The organism is Citrobacter sp. TBCP-5362, from assembly GCF_005406305.1.
Lineage (GTDB): Bacteria > Pseudomonadota > Gammaproteobacteria > Enterobacterales > Enterobacteriaceae > Citrobacter_B > Citrobacter_B koseri.
This window is the reverse complement of record NZ_CP040234.1, coordinates 3441791-3461126: the sequence shown is the minus strand read 5'-3', so window position 1 is coordinate 3461126 and position 19336 is coordinate 3441791. Positions and strand designations below refer to the sequence as shown.

The 19336-nt window shown below is 56.3% G+C and carries 14 protein-coding genes; 6 read left to right on the top strand and 8 right to left on the bottom strand.

Annotated elements, in window-relative coordinates; translation table 11 throughout:
• Positions 1-365 precede the first annotated feature (365 nt).
• The gene (gene mmuM / locus FD428_RS16515; protein WP_110494608.1) at positions 366-1298 is read left to right on the top strand and encodes a homocysteine S-methyltransferase; all 933 of its coding nucleotides are present in this window, start codon (positions 366-368) and stop codon (positions 1296-1298) included.
• A gap of 88 nt (positions 1299-1386) precedes the next feature.
• Here mmuM and fbpC read toward each other — a convergent pair whose 3' ends face one another.
• From fbpC to FD428_RS16485, 6 genes are all read right to left on the bottom strand, one after another.
• The gene (gene fbpC, locus FD428_RS16510) at positions 1387-2433 is read right to left on the bottom strand and encodes a ferric ABC transporter ATP-binding protein (RefSeq protein WP_114847694.1); all 1047 of its coding nucleotides are present in this window, start codon (positions 2431-2433) and stop codon (positions 1387-1389) included.
• An 11-nt stretch (positions 2434-2444) separates the two neighbouring features.
• Positions 2445-4523 carry an iron ABC transporter permease gene (locus FD428_RS16505; protein WP_114847695.1) on the bottom strand — a complete coding sequence of 693 codons (2079 nt, stop codon included), beginning with the start codon at positions 4521-4523 and terminating at the stop codon, positions 2445-2447.
• 68 nt (positions 4524-4591) lie between these two features.
• Positions 4592-5623 carry an ABC transporter substrate-binding protein gene (locus FD428_RS16500; RefSeq protein WP_012133638.1) on the bottom strand — a complete coding sequence of 344 codons (1032 nt, stop codon included), beginning with the start codon at positions 5621-5623 and terminating at the stop codon, positions 4592-4594.
• Positions 5620-6924 (bottom strand): MFS transporter family glucose-6-phosphate receptor UhpC, encoded by a 1305-nt coding sequence (uhpC, locus tag FD428_RS16495; protein WP_114847696.1) that lies wholly within the window; start codon positions 6922-6924, stop codon positions 5620-5622. The genes FD428_RS16500 and uhpC overlap by 4 nt, the downstream gene beginning before the upstream one ends.
• Before the next feature lie 85 nt (positions 6925-7009).
• The gene (locus FD428_RS16490; RefSeq protein ID WP_049011967.1) at positions 7010-8551 is read right to left on the bottom strand and encodes an MASE1 domain-containing protein; all 1542 of its coding nucleotides are present in this window, start codon (positions 8549-8551) and stop codon (positions 7010-7012) included.
• A complete protein-coding gene (locus FD428_RS16485; protein ID WP_047458568.1) occupies positions 8551-9180 on the bottom strand; it encodes a response regulator transcription factor in 630 nt (209 codons plus the stop codon). The genes FD428_RS16490 and FD428_RS16485 overlap by 1 nt, the downstream gene beginning before the upstream one ends.
• 343 nt (positions 9181-9523) lie before the next feature.
• On the opposite strand from FD428_RS16485, the gene tauA reads away from it, so the two are divergent.
• The 4 genes from tauA to tauD are packed head-to-tail and all read left to right on the top strand — an operon-like array spanning position 9524 to position 12936.
• Positions 9524-10486, top strand: coding sequence for a taurine ABC transporter substrate-binding protein (gene tauA / locus FD428_RS16480; RefSeq protein WP_012133631.1), 963 nt, complete (start codon positions 9524-9526; stop codon positions 10484-10486).
• 10 nt (positions 10487-10496) lie between these two features.
• On the top strand, positions 10497-11264 hold the full coding sequence (gene tauB, locus FD428_RS16475; protein ID WP_012133630.1) for a taurine ABC transporter ATP-binding subunit: 768 nt from the start codon (positions 10497-10499) through the stop codon (positions 11262-11264).
• A complete protein-coding gene (gene tauC, locus FD428_RS16470) occupies positions 11261-12088 on the top strand; it encodes a taurine ABC transporter permease TauC (RefSeq protein ID WP_012133629.1) in 828 nt (275 codons plus the stop codon). The genes tauB and tauC overlap by 4 nt, the downstream gene beginning before the upstream one ends.
• Positions 12085-12936 (top strand): taurine dioxygenase, encoded by an 852-nt coding sequence (tauD, locus tag FD428_RS16465; protein WP_114847697.1) that lies wholly within the window; start codon positions 12085-12087, stop codon positions 12934-12936. The genes tauC and tauD overlap by 4 nt, the downstream gene beginning before the upstream one ends.
• Positions 12937-13044: 108 nt before the next feature.
• Here the strand turns inward: tauD and FD428_RS16460 are convergent, their stop codons facing one another.
• Positions 13045-14760: a lysophospholipid acyltransferase family protein gene (locus FD428_RS16460; RefSeq protein ID WP_114847698.1), complete on the bottom strand. Its 1716-nt coding sequence runs from the start codon at positions 14758-14760 to the stop codon at positions 13045-13047.
• Between the two features lie 168 nt (positions 14761-14928).
• Entirely contained in the window at positions 14929-15903 is a 975-nt protein-coding gene (gene hemB, locus FD428_RS16455; protein ID WP_012133626.1) for a porphobilinogen synthase, read from the bottom strand.
• A gap of 494 nt (positions 15904-16397) precedes the next feature.
• On the opposite strand from hemB, the gene ehaB reads away from it, so the two are divergent.
• Positions 16398-19319, top strand: coding sequence for an autotransporter adhesin EhaB (gene ehaB, locus FD428_RS16450; protein WP_012133624.1), 2922 nt, complete (start codon positions 16398-16400; stop codon positions 19317-19319).
• The last annotated feature ends 17 nt before the right edge of the window (positions 19320-19336 follow it).

The following is a 19336-nucleotide window of genomic DNA, read 5'->3' as shown; positions in this document are numbered from 1 at the left end:
TTTTCGCCATTCTGCCGGGCTGACGTCAGTTTGTCGGCTGATATCACCCCTGGCTCCTGACGTTGTCCTCATTCCGTCGTATGAGTGGGGACGGTATGTTCCCACTTCTGTTTGAGCGCCGGTGCGTCGCCTTGTTGCCAGAGTTGTAAGAGATTCTGGCAGCGGAGGCATTATGAGCTGGCGACCCTTTCTTTACCTCATTGTTACTCCTCACCCGGTGCTGAGCGCCCGGCGCGCGCGTTTGCGGCTGGTACAAGGCTGACGGGTCTTTAATAATTGCGTAGCGCTCCCGATTACCACCCGGCGCGCTGTGTTATGGTGCTTGTTTCATTGCCGATTTCATAAGCAGAAACAGGAGCCAGACTATGTCGCAACATAATCCGTTGAGTGCCATCCTCGATAAACAGGATTTCCTGTTGCTGGACGGGGCGATGGCGACGGAACTGGAAGCGCGCGGCTGTGATTTAGCCGATAGCCTGTGGTCAGCGAAGGTGCTGGTAGAAAACCCGGCGCTGATCCGCGAAGTCCACCTTGATTACTACCGGGCGGGGGCGCAGTGCGCGATTACCGCCAGCTACCAGGCAACGCCCGCAGGACTTGCCGCGCGTGGGTTTGATGACGCGCAGTCGAAAGCGCTGATCGGCAAGAGTGTGGAACTGGCGCGCAAAGCGCGGGAAGCGTATCTGGCTGAGAACCCGCAGGCGGGCACGCTGCTGGTGGCGGGTTCCGTCGGGCCATATGGCGCGTATCTGGCCGACGGTGCGGAATATCGCGGGGATTACGTATGTACTCCCGAAGCGTTCCAGGCTTTTCATCGCCCGCGTGTGGAAGCGCTGCTGGATGCGGGCGTTGACCTGCTGGCCTGCGAAACGCTGCCGAATTTTATTGAGATTAAAGCGCTGGCTGAGTTGTTAACCGAATATCCACGGGCACGGGCATGGTTTTCGTTTACGCTGCGCGACAGTGAGCATCTGAGCGATGGTACGCCGCTGCGTGACGTGGCGACGTTTCTCAACGCCTGCCCGCAGGTTGTGGCGACTGGCGTAAACTGTATCGCGCTGGAAAACGTCACCGCCGCATTGCAGCATTTGCACGGGCTGACCGCGCTGCCGCTGGTGGTTTATCCCAATTCGGGCGAACGGTACGATGCGGTAAGCAAAACCTGGCATCATCACGGCGAAGCGTGCGCCACGCTGGCGGAGTATTTACCGCAGTGGCTGGCGGCGGGTGCGAAGCTGATTGGCGGCTGTTGCCGGACGACGCCGAAGGATATTGCTGAATTGAACGCGCAACGTTGAGTGTGCGCCGGGTGGCGGCTGATGCCTTACCCGGCCTACAACGTGCACGAACCGTAGGCCGGGTAAGCGTAGCGCCACCCGGCATCAATTACACTGCGTCTGCTAAAACAAACATCCCGTACGGGTGGATTTCGAGGTAATAATTTTCCCCCACGTCCGGCTGCAATCGGGTGGCGTTAACCTGCAATAAAATCTCCTGTCCGTGCCACGCCACCGTCACCTCATACTGCGGCCCCATATAGGCGACATGTTGAATCACACAACGCTGGCTCTCTTCGCCGCGATCGCTCAAGGTAATCGCTTCCGGGCGCACGCCAACGGTGCCGGAACCCTGGGCGGCAAAGTGCGCCGGGCGCGGCAGCCGATAGCCGTAGATATCCACATACTCCTGACTGAACGTCGCCGGGAACAGGTTGGCATCGCCCATAAAGCTCGCCATAAAGCGTGACGCAGGTTGACGGTAGAGATCCTGCGGCGAACCGATCTGCATAATATGCCCCTTGTTCATCACCAGTACGGTATCGGAAACCGCAAAGGCTTCGCTCTGATCGTGGGTGACGTACAGCGAGGTGATATCAAACTGCTTTTGCAGTTCGCGGATCTTGTCGCGCATGCTGCGACGCAGGTTGGCGTCGAGGTTACTTAACGGCTCATCAAACAGCAGCACCTTCGGCTTGAGGATCAGCGCGCGCGCCAGCGCCACGCGCTGCTGCTGACCGCCGGAGATCTGATCAACATAGCGGTCTTCGAATCCTTCCAGATCCACCATCGCCAGCGCCTCTTTCACACGGGCTTTCACTTCGCTGCGCGACACGCCAAGCATCTTCAGACCGTAGCCGACGTTTTCCCCCAGCGACATGTGCGGGAACAGGGCATAAGACTGAAAGACCATACAGATATCACGCTGCTGAATAGAGCGATGGGTGACGTCTTCGCCATCAATGAAAATCTGTCCTTCGCTCGGTTTTTCCAGCCCGGCCACCAGACGCAAAATGGTCGTTTTGCCGCAGCCGGAAGGGCCGAGCAGCGTCACCATTTGCCCCTGCGGGATGGTGAGATTGATATTATCGATAACCGTGTTGCTGCCGAATCGTTTGGTGACGTTGCGCAGTTCAACAAAATTTTTCTGACTCATAGTGCGCTCCATTACGCCTGGTTTTTGGCTTTTGAACGGGAGATACGCGCTTCCCCGATCAGCCAGTCAAAGATGAAAATAATCGCCAGCATCACCACGATCAGAATCGAGCCGTAGGCGATCGCCACGCCGTATTCGCCGTCTTCCACGCGGTTGAGGATGTAGGCCGTCGCCACGCGGGTGTCTGGCGTGACGAGGAACACAATGGCGCTGACGGTGGTAATGGCGCGCACAAAGCTGTAGATCAGCGCCGAGAGGATCGCCGGGCGCAGCAGCGGCAGCAGGATGTGCGTGATGGTGCGTAAGCTCCCGGCGCGCAGGCTGAGCGACGCTTCATCCAGCGATTTATCGATCTGGCCTAATCCGGCGATCCCGGCGCGAATCCCAACCGGCACGTTACGCATCACCATCGAAATAATCACAATCGCCGCCGTTCCGGTGAGGTACACCGGGGCGCTGTTAAAGGCGAGGATGTACGACACGCCCGCCACGGTGCCCGGTACGGCGAAGCACAGCATGGTGGTGAACTCGATAGTCTTTTTGCCTTTGAACTGCTGGCGTACCACAATCCAGGCGATCAGCAGACCGAAGATGGCGGTGATCGGCGCGGCAATTCCGGCGTAGAGCAACGTATCAAGCAGGGAAGGCCACGCGCCGTCGCTCATTCCCTGGCCGAACAGCTTGATAAAGTTCGCCAGCGTCAGGGTGTAATCCACGCCCCAGTTGACGGTGAAGCTACCGTAGAAAATGCTGCCGTAGAGCAGGGCGTTGAAGGCTATCCACACGGCCAGAATGGCGATGACGCTCCACACTAGGGTGACAGGCAGCGGCTGGACGTCGCCACGGTACGATTTCCCGGAGACCGTGACGTAAGAGCGCTTACCGATCCACATATACTGCACACAGAACACCAGCAGCGAGAACAGCAGCAGGAACGCGCCCAGCGTACTGGCGGCCTGATAATCAAGCTGCGAACCTGTGATATAGAAATAGATCTGCGTCGCCAGCACGTCGAAGTTACCGCCGAGCACCAGCGGGTTACTGAAGTCGGCCAGCGACTGCACCACCACAATTAAAAAGGCGTTCGCCAGCGCTGGTTTCAGCAGCGGGACAAACACACCGTTAAAGGTCTGCCAGCGGCTGGCGCGCAGGGTGTACGAGGCTTCTTCCAGCGATGGATGGATAGTTTTGATCGCCCCGTCGAGGATCATAAACGCCATCGGGGTAAAGGCCAGCACCTGCGCCAGCCAGATGCCGGTAAACCCGTACAGCCAGTTGGTGTTGGTCAGCCCGAACCACTCGACCATAAATTCGGTGACGTAGCCGGAGCGTCCCATCATCAGCGTAACGCCTAAACCCACTACGAACGGCGGCGTGACGATTGGCAAAATCGAGAAGATGCGGCCAATAATGGCGCTGCGTTTGGCAATGCGGGTGGTGTAAATCGCCAGCACCAGGCCGAAGAAGGTACAGCCCACGCCCACCGCAATCGACAGGGCGATGGAGTTGAGGATCACCTGGATGATATGCGCCTGCGACAGCACCGTCATAAACGCCAGCGGCGCGAATTCCCCGGCATCGTTGGTGAACATCGGGATGAAAATCGCGATACTCGGCCAGACGATAAAGATGCCGATCAGCGCCACAATGGCGGTAAGTGAGCCGATCACGAAGCGGTCGCCGCCCAGCCATTCCAGACGGGTCAACGCCAGCGTCATGATCGCGCCCAGCGCGACGAACAGCACGATAGTGGCGTAGCCTAAACCACGGCCTTCAACGGTGGCGCTGACGACGATAAAGGCCATACACAACAGCGCCCAGCCCGCATCAAGGTAATGGCGGCTGCGCTGTTCGCGCCTGGCTTCATGGAACGGGCGAATCAGCAGCAGGCTTGGCAGCAGATACCACAGCCAACTGATATTGAGCTGTGACCAGCCGTAGGATTCAAGGATTTCATCGCCCGTGGACTCCAGCAGGCCGTAATCCAGGCTCCAGCTTGGCAGCAGGGCAAACGCCAGCCAGCCCAGCAGAACCCAAAAGAATATCGCATCCCGTTTTTTCACGGGATGGTGTGCAAGTGTGTGTGACATAGCGGTTCCGGTATTGTGGGCCGGGTACGGCGTTACGCCGCCACCCGGCAAATGAACGCAATGTGGGCTTATTTACCCATCTTCACTTCGCTAACCCATTTATTGATAAGCTGCTTACGGACGTCGGTAGAACCGTATTTATCCATGTCGTAATTGATGAGCTTCAGGTCGTCGAGCTTCAGCGAGTTCGGTGATGTTTCCGCTGTGGTGTTGGTCAGGATCTGATAAGACTTGCCTTTCTTCCACGCCAGTTCTTGTGCTTCTTTTGACAGCACCCAGTCCACGAACAGTTTGGCGTTGTCGAGGTTGCGCGCGCCTTTCAGGATGCTGACGCCGCCAATTTCATAGCCGGTGCCTTCGCACGGAGAGATCAGCTCCAGCGGCGCGCCCTGTTCTTTTTCCAGCGAATAGTCGTGCAGGAAGCCAATGCCGATAGCGGTTTCGCCACGGGCGGCGTTACGTGCCGGGGCAATACCGGATTTGGTGTACTGAGACACGTTGGCGTTGAGCTGTTTCAGGTAATCAAAGGCCTGATCTTCTCCCCACAGTTGGGCGAAGGTTGCCAGTGCGGTATACGCGGTGCCTGAACTTTGCGGGTCGGCAATCTGGATCTCGCCTTTGTATTCCGGTTTGGTCAGGTCTTTCCAGCATTTTGGCACCGGCAGATTTTTCTCTTTCAGGCGCTGGGTATTGACGCCAAAACCGAGAATACCGACATACACCGCTGAAGAGAGGTTGCCTTTTACTTTCGCCGGATCGCGGAATTTCTCCATGACCTGCTCAAGATTGGGAGACTTGTAGGGTTGCAGCAGCCCCATTTCACCCGCCTGAGACTGAGGGTCCAGCGTCCCGCCGTACCAGACGTCCGCCTGCGGGTTTTTCTTCTCGGCATCGACTTTCGCCAGCGTACTGCCGGAGCCGTTGCGAATGAACGAGGTTTTGACGTCATATTTGTCGCCAAACGCTTTGGTTTCTGCTTCGCACATTTCGTTGGTGGCGCTGCAATAAACCACCAGGCGGCCTTTGGCCTGCGCGGCGCCGGTTAAGGTTGCCAGCGCAATGCCGGATGCAATCAGGGTAGAGGTAAGCGTCAATTTCATTGTTTTATCCTTTGACTGAGCGAGGTGGTGATGCCCGCCATCAGCAGCGGCATCAGCAATAAACCCATAAGTACCGCGGCGACCGAGAGCAGACTGAACATGCCCGACCAGCCGTAGCGTTCAATGACCAGCGACAGAGGCCAGCCCGCCAGCGCTGCCCCCAGATAGGCGAACAGGCCGAGAAACCCGGTGATGGAACCGGCCGCCGCTTTGTGCCCGCACTCGACGGCGGCAAGGCCAATCAACATTTGCGGGCCAAAAACGAAAAAGCCCACCGTGAAGAAACAGACCGCCAGCAGTGCGTAATGGTGTACCGGCGCTAACCACAACGCGGCGACGGACACCATCAGCCCCAGCGTGAACAGCAAAATCATCGGCGCGCGCTGGCCGCTGAACAGCAAATCCGACCCCCAACCGGCGAACAACGCGCCGAGCAGACCGCCAACTTCAAACAGCATCACCGTGGCGTTGGCGCTGAGCAGATTGACGCCGTGGCTTTCCGTGAGCCAGATGTTGCCCCAGTCGTTGAGGGCGATGCGGATCAGATAGACCAGCACATATGAGACGCCCAGCAGCCAGATCATCGGGTTTTTCAGCATCGTGGTGCGCAACATCTGCCACAGCCCCATCGGCGGGCTTTGCTGCTCCTGGCGCAGCTCCAGCGGGTCATGACGCCATGCGCCGACCGTTGGCAATCCCTCTTCCTGCGGCGTGCCTTTCAGCTGTAGCGTGAGCCAGATACCTAATGCCATGCTGATGATCCCCGGCGCCAGCATCGCCGCCTGCCAGCCCCACCAGTGGGCGGCGAAAGCGCTAATCAGCGGGATAATCGCCCCGCCGATGTTGATCGACATATTCCAGCAGCCCCACCAGAAGCCGCGCTCGTTGCGCGAATACCAGTGGGTCAGCAGTCGGGCGCAGGGCGGCCATCCCCAGCCCTGAAAGAAACCGTTCAGCGTCCAGACCGCCAGCAGCAGCGTCAGCGACTCGCCAAAGGCGAACACCATATTCAGCAGGCCGGTGGCGAACAGGCCAACGCCCATAAACCAGCGCTGCCCGTGGCTGTCGTGCCACAGCCCGGCGGTAAACTTCGACAGGCCGTAGGTCAGGTAAAACAGTGAACCCAACAGGCCGATATCGCCTTTATCGAGTCCCAGATCCGTTTGCAGCGCCGGAAGCACGTAATTCACGCTTTTTCGCGTCAGGTAAAACGCGGCGTACCCGATGACCATGCACATCAGCAACCGCAGGCGTAGCGCCCGGTATCGTTGGTCTGTTTCGTTTACTGGGCGTGGATGCATGGCCGTCTCCGTTTGTGCTGACTATAGGAAAGTGAAAACCAAAGGGGATGAGAGAAAGTCCGCAGTGACTAAGACTTTTTCCTGGTCAGGACGTGGTTTGTTGCAAAATTGTGGGCAAGTTAACAATTACCCGCGTGCCGTGCAGCGATTCGAGCGTCAGTTCGCCGCCCAGCGCGCTGACCCGTTCGCGCATCCCCTGAATACCGAATCCCGGCATTTTTTCAGGCTGGATGCCGGTGCCGTTGTCCCGAACTTCCAGATGGAGGGTCTGTTTCTGCTGGCTTAACAGAATCGTGACCTCGCTGGCTTCGGCATGTTTACAGACGTTGTTCAGCAGTTCCTGCAACAGGCGGTAGAGAGTAAACCTGACGGTTTCATTTTCCGGGGTAAGCGTAAGGCGATACTCAAACTGGCAGCGAATCCCACGTTCGGGGAACGCGAATTCGTTGACCAGATGATGCAGCGCCTCTTTAAACGACAGCTCATCCAGCGCGGGGGGACGTAGCTGGCGTAACAGCTGGCGGGTAGAGTGGTGAATTCGGCGGGCGAGATCGTTTATCTGGCTGGCGGCGGCCTGCGTCTGCGCCGGATCGCGCGCGCGTTTCACGAGCTGTGACTGGATCTGAATGGCGGTGATGTTCTGCCCGATCTCGTCGTGCAGCTCGCGCGCCAGGTTTTTGCGCGTATCCTCTTCGGTATGGATCAGCTTTTCGGTCAGCGCCCGGCGCGCCGCCAGCTCCGACTCCAGACGCTGGCGATAGTGGTGCAGGTTTTGCGCCAGATGTTGCTGGCGGCTGATGGCGATCCCAAGACCTATGCCGAGTAGCGCCTGGGTAGCGAGGAAAATCTCCAGTTCGACCAGGTTGTTAAACCCGACGCCGACCTGGCGGGCGATGGTGATCATCATGCTGCCCAGCAGCCCGGAGAGCACGCCGCCCTGCCAGCCAAACTTCCACGCCATCACCACGTTAGGCAGGAACACCACAATCAGCAGCAGGCGTTCAATTTCCGGCGACAGCACCATTTGCGTGCCGATGCCGATAATAAAGAACAGGCTGCACCAGATGATCAGCGAAGTGCGCAGCGGCGGGTTGTTGGTATCCAGCCCCAACAGGTGATAACGGTGCTGCTGGCGTAAAAATTCAAATACCAGATAAACAAAGGGGGTGAGCAGCACGCCGCCGGTAAACGACGCCAGACCAGTCAGCATTGCCGGGCTTTTTATAAAGGGCGACAGCAGGGCGGTATTCAGCAGAGAGGCCAGCGTGACGGCGGCCAGCAGCAGCGTGAGACGCTGCCAGTACAGGGGAAAACGGTGCCAGAATTTTTGTCCGATGCTGGCCGGGATCAGGCAGATCAGCGGCGCCGCCAGCAGGACGTAGCCGCTGAGCAGTTGCTCGCTATGGAGCCATAACGGCATCAGCACCGGCGGCAGTATCAGCGCGGGCCAGTAACGGCGGGAGAGTAAAATCAACAGCGCAAGATAAACGCCGTGCGGCAAAAAGAGCGCCGCCTGTTGGCCGTTATGGGTCAGGTAAAAGCCCAGCGTCCATAGCATCAGCCAACCTGTTCCCCAGGCCAGCAGGATAAACAGTGAGATCACCCAGTAACGCACGCCGCGAGACATCAGTGCCCCGTCAGCAGCTGGTGGTCGAGGGCGAAATGCACCAGCTCGATGGTACTGTGGCACTGCAATTTACCCAGTACGTTAGCACGGTGGACGTGAACGGTTTTATGGCTGAGGTCGAGCTTAAATGCGATCTCTTTGACGCTGTCGCCTTTGACCAGTAAATCAAAAACTTCTCGCTCACGGGGGGTTAATACCTCCAGCACCTGCGCCGGCTGTTCGCCGCCGCGCAGCGCCCGCAACGCATCGGCGCACAGATAGTGGCCGCCCATACCGACGGAACGCACCGCCTGAACCAGCTCTTCCGGCCCGCAGCGTTTGGTCAGATAGCCGCTGGCGCCTGCATCCAGCGCGCTTTGCACAAACGCTGGCGTGTCGTAAATGCTGAGGACGATGGCGCGAAACGTGGGTTTTTGCGCGCGTAGCCGCTTTAACAGACTCAGCCCGTTTTCGTCCGGCATCGCGATATCCAGCACCGCGACGTTAACGTCATCGCGCAATAATGCGGGCCAGGCTTCCGCCGCGCTGCTGTACTGGCCTGCTACGTCCAGATCGTCTTCAAGACTTAATAATTGCGCAAAGCCGGAACGCACCACCACATGGTCATCAACCAGCACCACACGAATCATATGCTTACTCTCTTGCCGAATAATGCCTCTATGATGCCTGCCCCCGCTGCGCTGGCAATCATCCGGGTGTGGTTATGGAATGAATGTAACAAAATCGCAATAATTTGCAGGGTGTTGTTGTCGTGGTAGGCCTGATAAGCGTAGTGCCATCAGGCATGGATTGCCGGATGGCGGCGCAAGCGCCTGATCCGGCCTGCAACTCAATGCTAAATACATTTCCACACTAACCATTCCCGTTTTTTTTCTAAAAACGCTTTGCTATTAGCAAGAATTTTTAATTCCTTTATCAAACACGGCCGCAACGAAATACTGCCCCCATAACAAGACAGGGGAGCAGACAATAATGGGTATTTCATCGCGTAACACACTTCTCGCCGCACTGGCGTTTATTGCATTCCAGGCGCAGGCGGTTAACGTCACCGTCGCGTACCAGACATCCGCCGAACCGGCGAAAGTGGCGCAGGCGGATAACACCTTCGCCAAAGAGAGCGGGGCGACCGTTGACTGGCGTAAATTCGACAGCGGCGCGAGCATCGTGCGCGCGCTGGCTTCCGGCGATGTACAGATCGGCAACCTTGGCTCCAGCCCACTGGCGGTCGCCGCCAGCCAACAGGTGCCGATTGAGGTTTTCCTGCTGGCGTCAAAACTGGGGGAATCCGAAGCGCTGGTGGTGAAGAAAACGATCGCTAAGCCGGAGGATCTCATCGGCAAACGCATTGCGGTGCCGTTTATCTCCACCACTCATTACAGCCTGCTGGCCGCGCTGAAACACTGGGGCATTAAGCCCGGGCAGGTCGAAATCATCAATCTGCAACCACCGGCGATCATTGCCGCCTGGCAGCGTGGCGATATTGACGGCGCTTACGTCTGGGCGCCCGCCGTTAACGCGCTGGAAAAAGACGGGAACGTGCTGACAGACTCGGGGAAAGTCGGCGAATGGGGCTCGCCGACGCTGGATGTGTGGGTAGTGCGTAAAGACTTCGCGGAAAAACATCCAGAGGTAGTCAAAGCATTCGCGAAAAGCGCTATCGACGCGCAGCAACCCTATATCGCCAATCCTGAGGCGTGGCTTCAGCAGCCGGATAACATCAGCAAACTGTCGCGCTTAAGCGGCGTGCCGGAAACGGACGTGCCGGGGCTGGTGAAAGGCAATACCTACCTGACGGCGCAACAGCAGGCCGTTGAGCTGAACGGGCCGGTCAATAAAGCGATTATCGACACCGCGCAGTTCCTGAAAGAGCAGGGCAAAGTGCCCGCCGTCGCGACGGATTATAGCCAGTACGTCACCGATCGCTTTGTGCAATAAGGAGGCGCGGATGCTGCAAGTTTCCCATCTCTTTGCTGATTACGCCGGTAAACCGGCGCTGGAAGATATCAATCTGACGCTCGACAGCGGTGAGCTGTTAGTGGTGCTGGGCCCGTCAGGGTGTGGGAAAACCACGTTGCTGAATCTGATCGCCGGTTTTCTGCCTTATCAGCACGGCACGATCCAACTGGCGGGCAAACGGGTCGATGGGCCGGGTGCGGAGCGCGGCGTCGTCTTTCAGAACGAAGGGCTGCTGCCCTGGCGCAACGTGCAGGATAACGTCGGACTTGGCCTGCAACTGGCGGGAGCGGACAAAACCCGGCGTCAGCACGTTGCGCAGCAGATGCTGAAAAAAGTCGGGCTGGAAGGGGCGGGAAAACGCTTTATCTGGCAGCTTTCCGGCGGGCAGCGCCAGCGTGTCGGCATCGCCCGCGCGCTGGCGGCAAATCCTCAACTCCTGCTGCTGGATGAGCCTTTCGGCGCGCTGGACGCTTTCACCCGTGAGCAGATGCAAACGCTGCTGCTGAAACTCTGGCATGAGACCGGCAAACAGGTGTTGCTCATTACGCATGATATTGAAGAGGCTGTGTTTATGGCGACGGAGCTGGTGCTGCTTTCTCCTGGCCCCGGTCGCGTGCAGGAACGGCTGTCGCTTGATTTCGCCCGCCGCTTTGTGGGGGGCGAATCCTGCCGCAGCATTAAATCCGATCCGCAGTTTATCGAGACGCGGGAGTATGTGTTAAGCCGCGTCTTTGAACAACGGGAGGCCTTCTCATGAGCGTGGTCATCAACGATAAGCTGCGTCAACGCGGGTTGAAATGGCGCTGGCCGTTCTCTCGTCGCATTACTCTGAGTATCAGCACATTAGCGGTGATTCTGGCCGTGTGGTGGAGCGTAGCGGCGTTGCAGTTAATCAGCCCGCTGTTTCTGCCGCCGCCGGGGCAGGTGCTGCAAAAACTGATCGCCATCGCCGGGCCGCAAGGGTTTATGGACGCCACGCTGTGGCAGCATCTGGCGGCGAGCCTGACGCGCATTCTGCTGGCGCTGCTGGCCGCCGTGATTATCGGCATTCCGGTGGGCATTGCGATGGGGCTAAGCCCAACGATACGCGGCATTCTCGATCCGATCATTGAACTCTACCGACCAGTCCCGCCGCTTGCGTATTTACCGCTGATGGTGATCTGGTTTGGGATTGGCGAGACCTCCAAGATCCTGCTGATCTATCTGGCGATTTTCGCCCCGGTCGCCATGTCGGCGCTGGCGGGCGTCAAAAGCGCACAGCAGGTTCGCATTCGTGCGGCGCAGTCGTTAGGCGCCGGACGAGTACAGGTATTGTGGTTTGTGATTCTGCCCGGCGCGCTGCCGGAGATCCTCACCGGATTACGCATTGGCCTGGGCGTGGGCTGGTCAACGCTGGTGGCGGCTGAGCTGATTGCCGCCACCCGGGGTTTAGGGTTTATGGTGCAGTCCGCCGGGGAATTTCTGGCAACCGACGTGGTGCTGGCGGGGATCGCGGTGATTGCAGTGATCGCGTTTATTTTAGAACTGGGTCTGCGTGCGCTTCAGCGCCGCCTGACGCCCTGGCATGGAGAAGTACAATGAGTGAACGTCTGAGCATTACCCCGCTGGGGCCGTATATTGGCGCGCTGGTTTCCGGCGCGGATCTGACCCGCCCGCTGAGCGATAATCAATTCGAACAGCTGTATCACGCGGTGCTGCGCCACCAGGTGGTTTTTCTGCGTGAACAAGCCATTACGCCACAGCAACAGCGCGCGCTGGCACAGCGTTTTGGCGATCTGCATATTCATCCGGTCTATCCCCACGCCGAAGGCGTCGAAGAGATTATCGTGCTGGATACCCATAACGATAACCCGCCGGATAACGATAACTGGCACACCGATGTGACCTTTATTGAGACGCCGCCAGCAGGGGCGATTCTGGCGGCAAAGGAACTGCCCTCTACCGGCGGGGATACGCTATGGACCAGCGGTATTGCCGCATATGACGCGCTTTCCGAACCGTTTCGCCAGTTGCTGAGCGGCTTGCGGGCGGAGCATGATTTCCGTAAATCGTTCCCGGAATACAAATACCGCAAAACTGATGAGGAGCATCAGCGCTGGCTTGAGGCGGTAGCAAAACATCCGCCTTTGCTGCATCCGGTGGTGCGTACCCATCCGGTGAGCGGCAAACAGGCGCTGTTTGTGAATGAAGGCTTTACCACGCGGATTGTCGATGTGACGGAAAAAGAGAGCGAGGCGCTGCTTGGATTCTTGTTTGCGCACATCATAAAACCGGAGTTTCAGGTGCGCTGGCGCTGGCAGCCTGATGACGTAGCCATCTGGGATAACCGCGTCACCCAGCATTATGCCAACGCTGATTACCTGCCGCAGCGGCGCATTATGCACCGGGCGACGATTCTGGGAGATAAGCCGTTTTATCGCGCACCGTAATAGATAATCACACTATTCGGTTAGGGAACGGTTAGGGAAATGCAGGCCTGATAAGCGCAGCGCCATCAGGCACGATGTGGCACCGCGCCGGATGGCGGGGTAAACGCCTTATCCTACCTGGAAACCCAAATGCGCGCCAATATAGCGCTGATACCTGTTTGCCTTCAGATAGGTTAAATCGACCAGCACCAGACCATCCACGCAGTTGCTGAATGCCGGATCGTTACCGAAATCAATAAACTGCACGCCGCCGGGGTCGCAAAGTTCGGAGTACTGTTTGTAGAGCGGGGGAATACCGCAGCCCAGATTGCCGAGCAACGATTTCAGCCGCGTCAGATCGTCGTTGTAGCTTTTGCCTTCAAACTGCGCCAGTACGTCCGGCAATGACGCGGGGTAGGGCTGGCGTGATATTGCCAGCGGGTGCGTCGGCGGGAACCACAGGCGATAAAAGGCCACCAGTAAATCCCGCGCATCCGCAGGCAGACCGCCGGAAATAGACACCGGGCCGAACAGGTATCGGTATTGCGGATAGCGCGCCAGATAAGCGCCAATGCCAGACCAGAGATAGTCCAGCCCGCGACGTCCCCAGTAACGCGGCTGGATAAAACTGCGACCCAGCTCAATGCCGTGCTGCATCACTTGCGCCATCTGCTCGTCGTAATGGAACAAACTGTAGCTGTAAAGCCCTTCTATGCCACGTTTTTCCTGCTGCTGCGCGCAGGGAATGAACCGATAGGCGCCAACAATTTCCAGATCGTCTTCATCCCATAAAATCAGGTGCAGATAGTCGTCATCATAGCGGTCGGTGTCCCGACGCTTTCCGCTGCCTTCGCCAACCGCGCGAAAGGCGATTTCACGCAGCCGCCCCAGTTCCCGCAGGATGGGGACATCCTCTTTGCCGTTGCGCTGCCAGAGGTAAATGTGCTTCCCGTCGGCAGTGTGCCCAAGGCATTCCGCCTGGGCGAGATCGCGTTTGAGGTGCGCTCTGTCTTCTGCGCGGGCTATCGTACTTTCGGTGGTGAATAACCCGGGGCGTCCTTTACCTAATGCCGCGACGTGCTGACGGCATTTTTCGGCCTGCTCGCGGACGTTGGTTTTCGTGGCGGACCACTGTGTCCAGGCGATTTGTTGGCCGATGCGGAGCGGCAGGCTGCTGCGACGCCGACGAAACATCTGCTGCATCAGGAGCAGCAATGCGAAGGTGGGGGACACCAGGCTGCTGGCGTAAAACAGCGAGCTGTTACGCGCGTTGATATGTACGGGAAGCAGCGGCGTGCGGTATTTCTCCGCCACCCGGATAAACCCGGAATGCCATCGGCCTTCCCTGATTCCCTGCGATGTGAAGCGCGCTACTTCGCCCGCCGGAAAGAAAATTAACGCTCCGCCAGCCTGTAAGTGCGCATCTATCTGTTGTAGCGATGATTTTGGCGTGCGCCCGCCGATGTTGTCCACGGGAATGAAAAGTGAGCTGAGCGGTTGCAGATGCGAGAGCAGGCGGTTGGTCACTACTTTCACGTCACGGCGCACACGCGAGATGGCATACAGCAGGGCCAGCCCATCAAGCGTGCCTGTCGGGTGGTTGGCAATGATGACCAGCGGGCCATGTGCGGGGATGTTTTCGAGGTCGTGTGCGGGGATATCGCAGCGTATTTCAAGGTGTTCGAGAACTTGTTCCACCATGTCCACCCCTTTCAGATGGGGATGGCGGGATGCAAATTGCTGAAATTCTTCTTCATACAGCAACCGCCTGAGCAGATTTTTTTGCCAGGGTGTCGGCCTCGCCTGAGGCCACAGGTCGTCGAGTACGTTATCGAGACTAAACATAGCGGCTCCTCCTCCCGTCCTGTGCTGACAGTAGAAGGTACAAATGTCGTTTGTATGACGATGAGGTGACGTTTTGTGACAGTGCCAGATGGCGGCACCCGGCCTACAGATGTCAATCCCGTAGGCCGGATAAGCGCAGTACCAGCAGGCACTGCATCTCAGAAAGGATTAACGCAGGATTTTTTTCTCCGCCAGATCCAGCGCGAAGTAGCTGAAGATCAGATCCGCGCCCGCGCGTTTGATCGAGCCTAAGCTTTCCAGCACCACTTTCTCTTCGTCGATCGCGCCCGCCATCGCGGCGAATTTGATCATGGCGTATTCGCCGCTGACCTGATACGCGCCGAGCGGTAATTCGGTACGATCGCGGATATCACGCAGAATATCCAGATAAGCGCCAGCGGGTTTCACCATCAGGCAGTCCGCGCCCTGCGCTTCGTCGAGCAACGACTCGCGAATCGCTTCACGGCGGTTCATCGGATTCATTTGATAGGTCTTACGATCGCCTTTCAGTGCCGTACCGGCCGCTTCACGGAACGGGCCGTAGAAAGAGGAGGCGAACTTGGTGGAGTAGGACATGATGGCCGTATCCGTAAAACCGGCGGCATCCAGCGCCTGGCGAATCGCCTGCACCTGACCGTCCATCGCGGCGGAAGGGGCAATAAAATCAGCGCCCGCAGCGGCGGCGACCACCGCTTGTTTACCGAGGTTCGCCAGGGTTGCATCGTTGTCGACGCCGTGTTCGCACAGCACGCCGCAGTGACCGTGGGAGGTGTACTCACAGAAACAGGTGTCAGACATCACGATCATTTCTGGCACGGTTTGCTTGCAGATGCGTGACATGCGCGCCACCAGGCCGTCTTCTTTCCAGGCATCGCTGCCGGTGTCGTCGGTATGGTGGGAAATGCCGAAGGTCATCACTGACCGAATGCCGGCGTTGGCGATGCGTTCAATCTCGCGCGCCAGGTGTTTTTCAGGAATGCGCATGACGCCAGGCATGGCGTCGATCGCTTTGTAGTCGTCGAGTTCTTCTTCAACAAAAATCGGCAACACCAGGTCGTTTAAACTGAGTGTTGTCTCTTCAAACATGGCGCGCAGCGCAGCGGATTTGCGCAGGCGACGGGGGCGTTGGATTAGGTCTGTCATGGTATGCCTGATGTTTGTGGAATCGAAACGTCGAGTATACCTGAACCTGCCGCGAGGTGTTTTACGAAAGTTGTCCTTATGTGAAGTATTGCGGGTTGCTGTTAATGAAGCGATTAAATATTCGCAATTAGTATTTCTATGAATAAGATTATTTTTGTTAGTGATACATTTATTTCTGGTTTTAATTTTATTAAATGTTGTTTTAAGCTCTTCTGTCCTTTATTTATTGGTGATTTCTTTATTTCTTCATCATATATCATTCAGTTAAATAAGTAACTTCTATTTCCCTTTCTAATTTATTGAAAACTGGCGATTTAAAAAATATCTGTGATTTTGCTGGAGGTTTTTTAATTGTCCGCTTTCGGACATTAAACAAAGAATAATTGAACCTTTCAATGCTGACGCCGCATAATCGACCTGCGAAACATAAAATGTTTTCTATGCATTGATAATTGATGGATCAACTATATTACGTCCCTGAGGAGGGATGACAAATGCACTCCTGGAAAAAGAAACTTGTAGTCTCACAATTAGCACTGGCCTGCACTCTGGCAATCACCTCTCAGGCAAATGCTTCTACGGATATTTCTGGAACCACCTACACAACATTCAACCACTATAACGACGCAACCTACGCTGATGGTGTTTATTATGATGGTTACGTAGGCTGGAACAACTACGCGACCGATAGCGTTTATAACGGTGATATTTATCCGGTTATCAACAACGCTACCGTTAACGGCGTAATCTCAACCTACTATCTGGATGATGGTCTTTCTACCAACACCAACAGTAATAGTCTGACAATCAAAAACAGCACCATTCACGGGATGATCACCTCTGAGTGCATGACCACTGATTGCGTGGGTCGTGATGCGACCGGTTATGTTTATGACCGTCTGGCGCTGACTGTTGATAACTCAACCATCGATGATAACTACGAGCATTATACCTATAATGGCACGTACACTGATGGTACGGCGGATACGCATGTTGTTGACGTTTACAACCTGGGTACTGCGATTACGCTGGATCAGGAAGTTGACCTGGTCATCAAAAATAATTCCCACGTTGCGGGTATTACGCTGACTCAGGGTTATGAGTGGGAAGACATTGACGATAATACCGTTAGCACCGGCGTTAACAGCGCTGAAGTGTTCAACAACACCGTCACGGTGACTGACTCTACGGTGACCTCTGGCTCATGGTCAGATGAAGGGACTTCCGGTTGGTTCGGTAACACCAACAACGCGAGCGATTACAGCGATTCTTATACTGCTGATGACGTGGCGATTGCGGCGATTGCGCATCCGAATGCGGATAACGCAATGCAGACCACTGTTAACCTCAGCAATTCTACCCTGATGGGCGACGTTGTTTTCTCCAGCAACTTTGACGAAAACTTCTTCCCGAACGGGGCGGATACTTATCGCGATACGGACGCTGACCTGGACACCAACGGCTGGGATGGCACTGACCGTATGGATGTTACGCTGAACAACGGCAGCAAGTGGGTTGGCGCGGCAATGTCCGTACATCAGGTTGATTCTGATGGTGACGGCGTGTACGACAGCTTTGCTGCGGGCACCGATGCCACTGCGACGCTGATCGACATTGCGGCTAACAGCCTGTGGCCTTCCTCTACTTACGGCATTGACAATAATGACACCGCGTATGGCGAAGATGGTCATGTTGTTGGTAACGAAGTCTATCAGAGCGGCCTGTTCAATGTGACGCTGAACGGTGGTTCACAGTGGGATACCACGAAAACCTCGCTGATTGATACGCTGAGCATCAACAGCGGTTCCGTCGTGAATGTGGCAGACTCTGATCTGGTTTCTGACAGCATCTCCCTGACCGGCGGCGCGGCCCTGAATATCAATGAAGATGGTCATGTTGCAACTGATGAACTGACAATCAACAACAGTACCGTCACGATTGCTGATGATGTGTCTGCTGGCTGGGGCGTGTACGATGCCGCACTGTATGCAAACACCATCAACGTCACCAACAACGGCGTTCTGGATGTGGGCAACAGCACCGCGTATGCGCTGCAAGCTGATACCCTGAATCTGACCAGCTACACCGATGCTAACGGTAACGTGAATGCCGGTGTCTTCAACGTTCACAGCAACAGCTTTGTGCTGGATGCCGATCTGACTAACGATCGTACTAACGACATCACTAAGTCTAACTACGGCTACGGTGTGATCGCGATGAACTCTGATGGTCACCTGACCATCAACGGTAATGGCGATGCCTGGACTGGCGATCAATCTGAAGTCGATAACGCGGGTGATAACGTTGCTGCGGCAACCGGTAACTACAAAGTGCGTATCGATAACGCGACCGGTGAAGGTTCTGTCGCTGATTACAAAGGCAAAGAGCTGATCTACGTTAACGACAAGAACAGCAAAGCCACCTTCTCCGCAGCGAACAAAGCTGACCTGGGGGCATACACCTATCAGGCTCAGCAGGAAGGCAACACTGTTGTTATGCAACAGATGGAACTGACCGACTACGCGAACATGGCGCTGAGCATCCCGTCTGCAAACACCAATATCTGGAACCTGGAACAAGACACCGTTGGTACTCGTCTGACCAACTCTCGTCATGGTCTGGCTGATAACGGCGGCGCATGGGTGAGCTACTTTGGCGGTAGCTTCGATGGCGACAACGGCACCATTAACTACGATCAGGATGTGAACGGCATCATGGTCGGTGTTGATACCAAAATTGACGGTAACAATGCTAAATGGATTGTCGGTGCGGCGGCTGGCTTTGCGAAAGGTGACATGAGCGACCGTACCGGTCAGGTGGATCAGGACAGCCAGTCTGCCTATATCTACTCTTCCGCTCGCTTTGCCAACAATGTCTTTGTTGATGGTAGCCTGAGCTATTCTCACTTCAACAACGATCTGTCTGCCAACATGAGCAACGGCCAGTACGTTGATGGCAACACCTCTGCGGATGCGTGGGGCTTTGGTCTGAAACTGGGTTATGACTGGAAACTGGGCGACGCTGGCTATGTCACGCCGTACGGTAGCGTATCCGGCCTGTTCCAGTCCGGCGACGATTATCAGCTCAGCAACGACATGAAAGTTGACGGTCAGTCTTATGACAGCATGCGTTATGAACTGGGTGTTGATGCAGGTTATACCTTCACCTACAGCGAAGATCAGGCGCTGACGCCTTACTTCAAGCTGGCCTATGTTTATGACGACGCGAATAACGACGCCGACGTAAATGGCGATTCCATCGATAACGGCGTAGAAGGTTCTGCGGTACGTGTTGGTCTGGGCACTCAGTTCAGCTTCACCAAAAACTTCAGCGCTTATACCGATGCCAACTACCTCGGTGGTGGTGATGTCGATCAAGACTGGTCCGCGAATGTGGGCGTTAAATACACCTGGTAATTGTTTTTCATGATGAA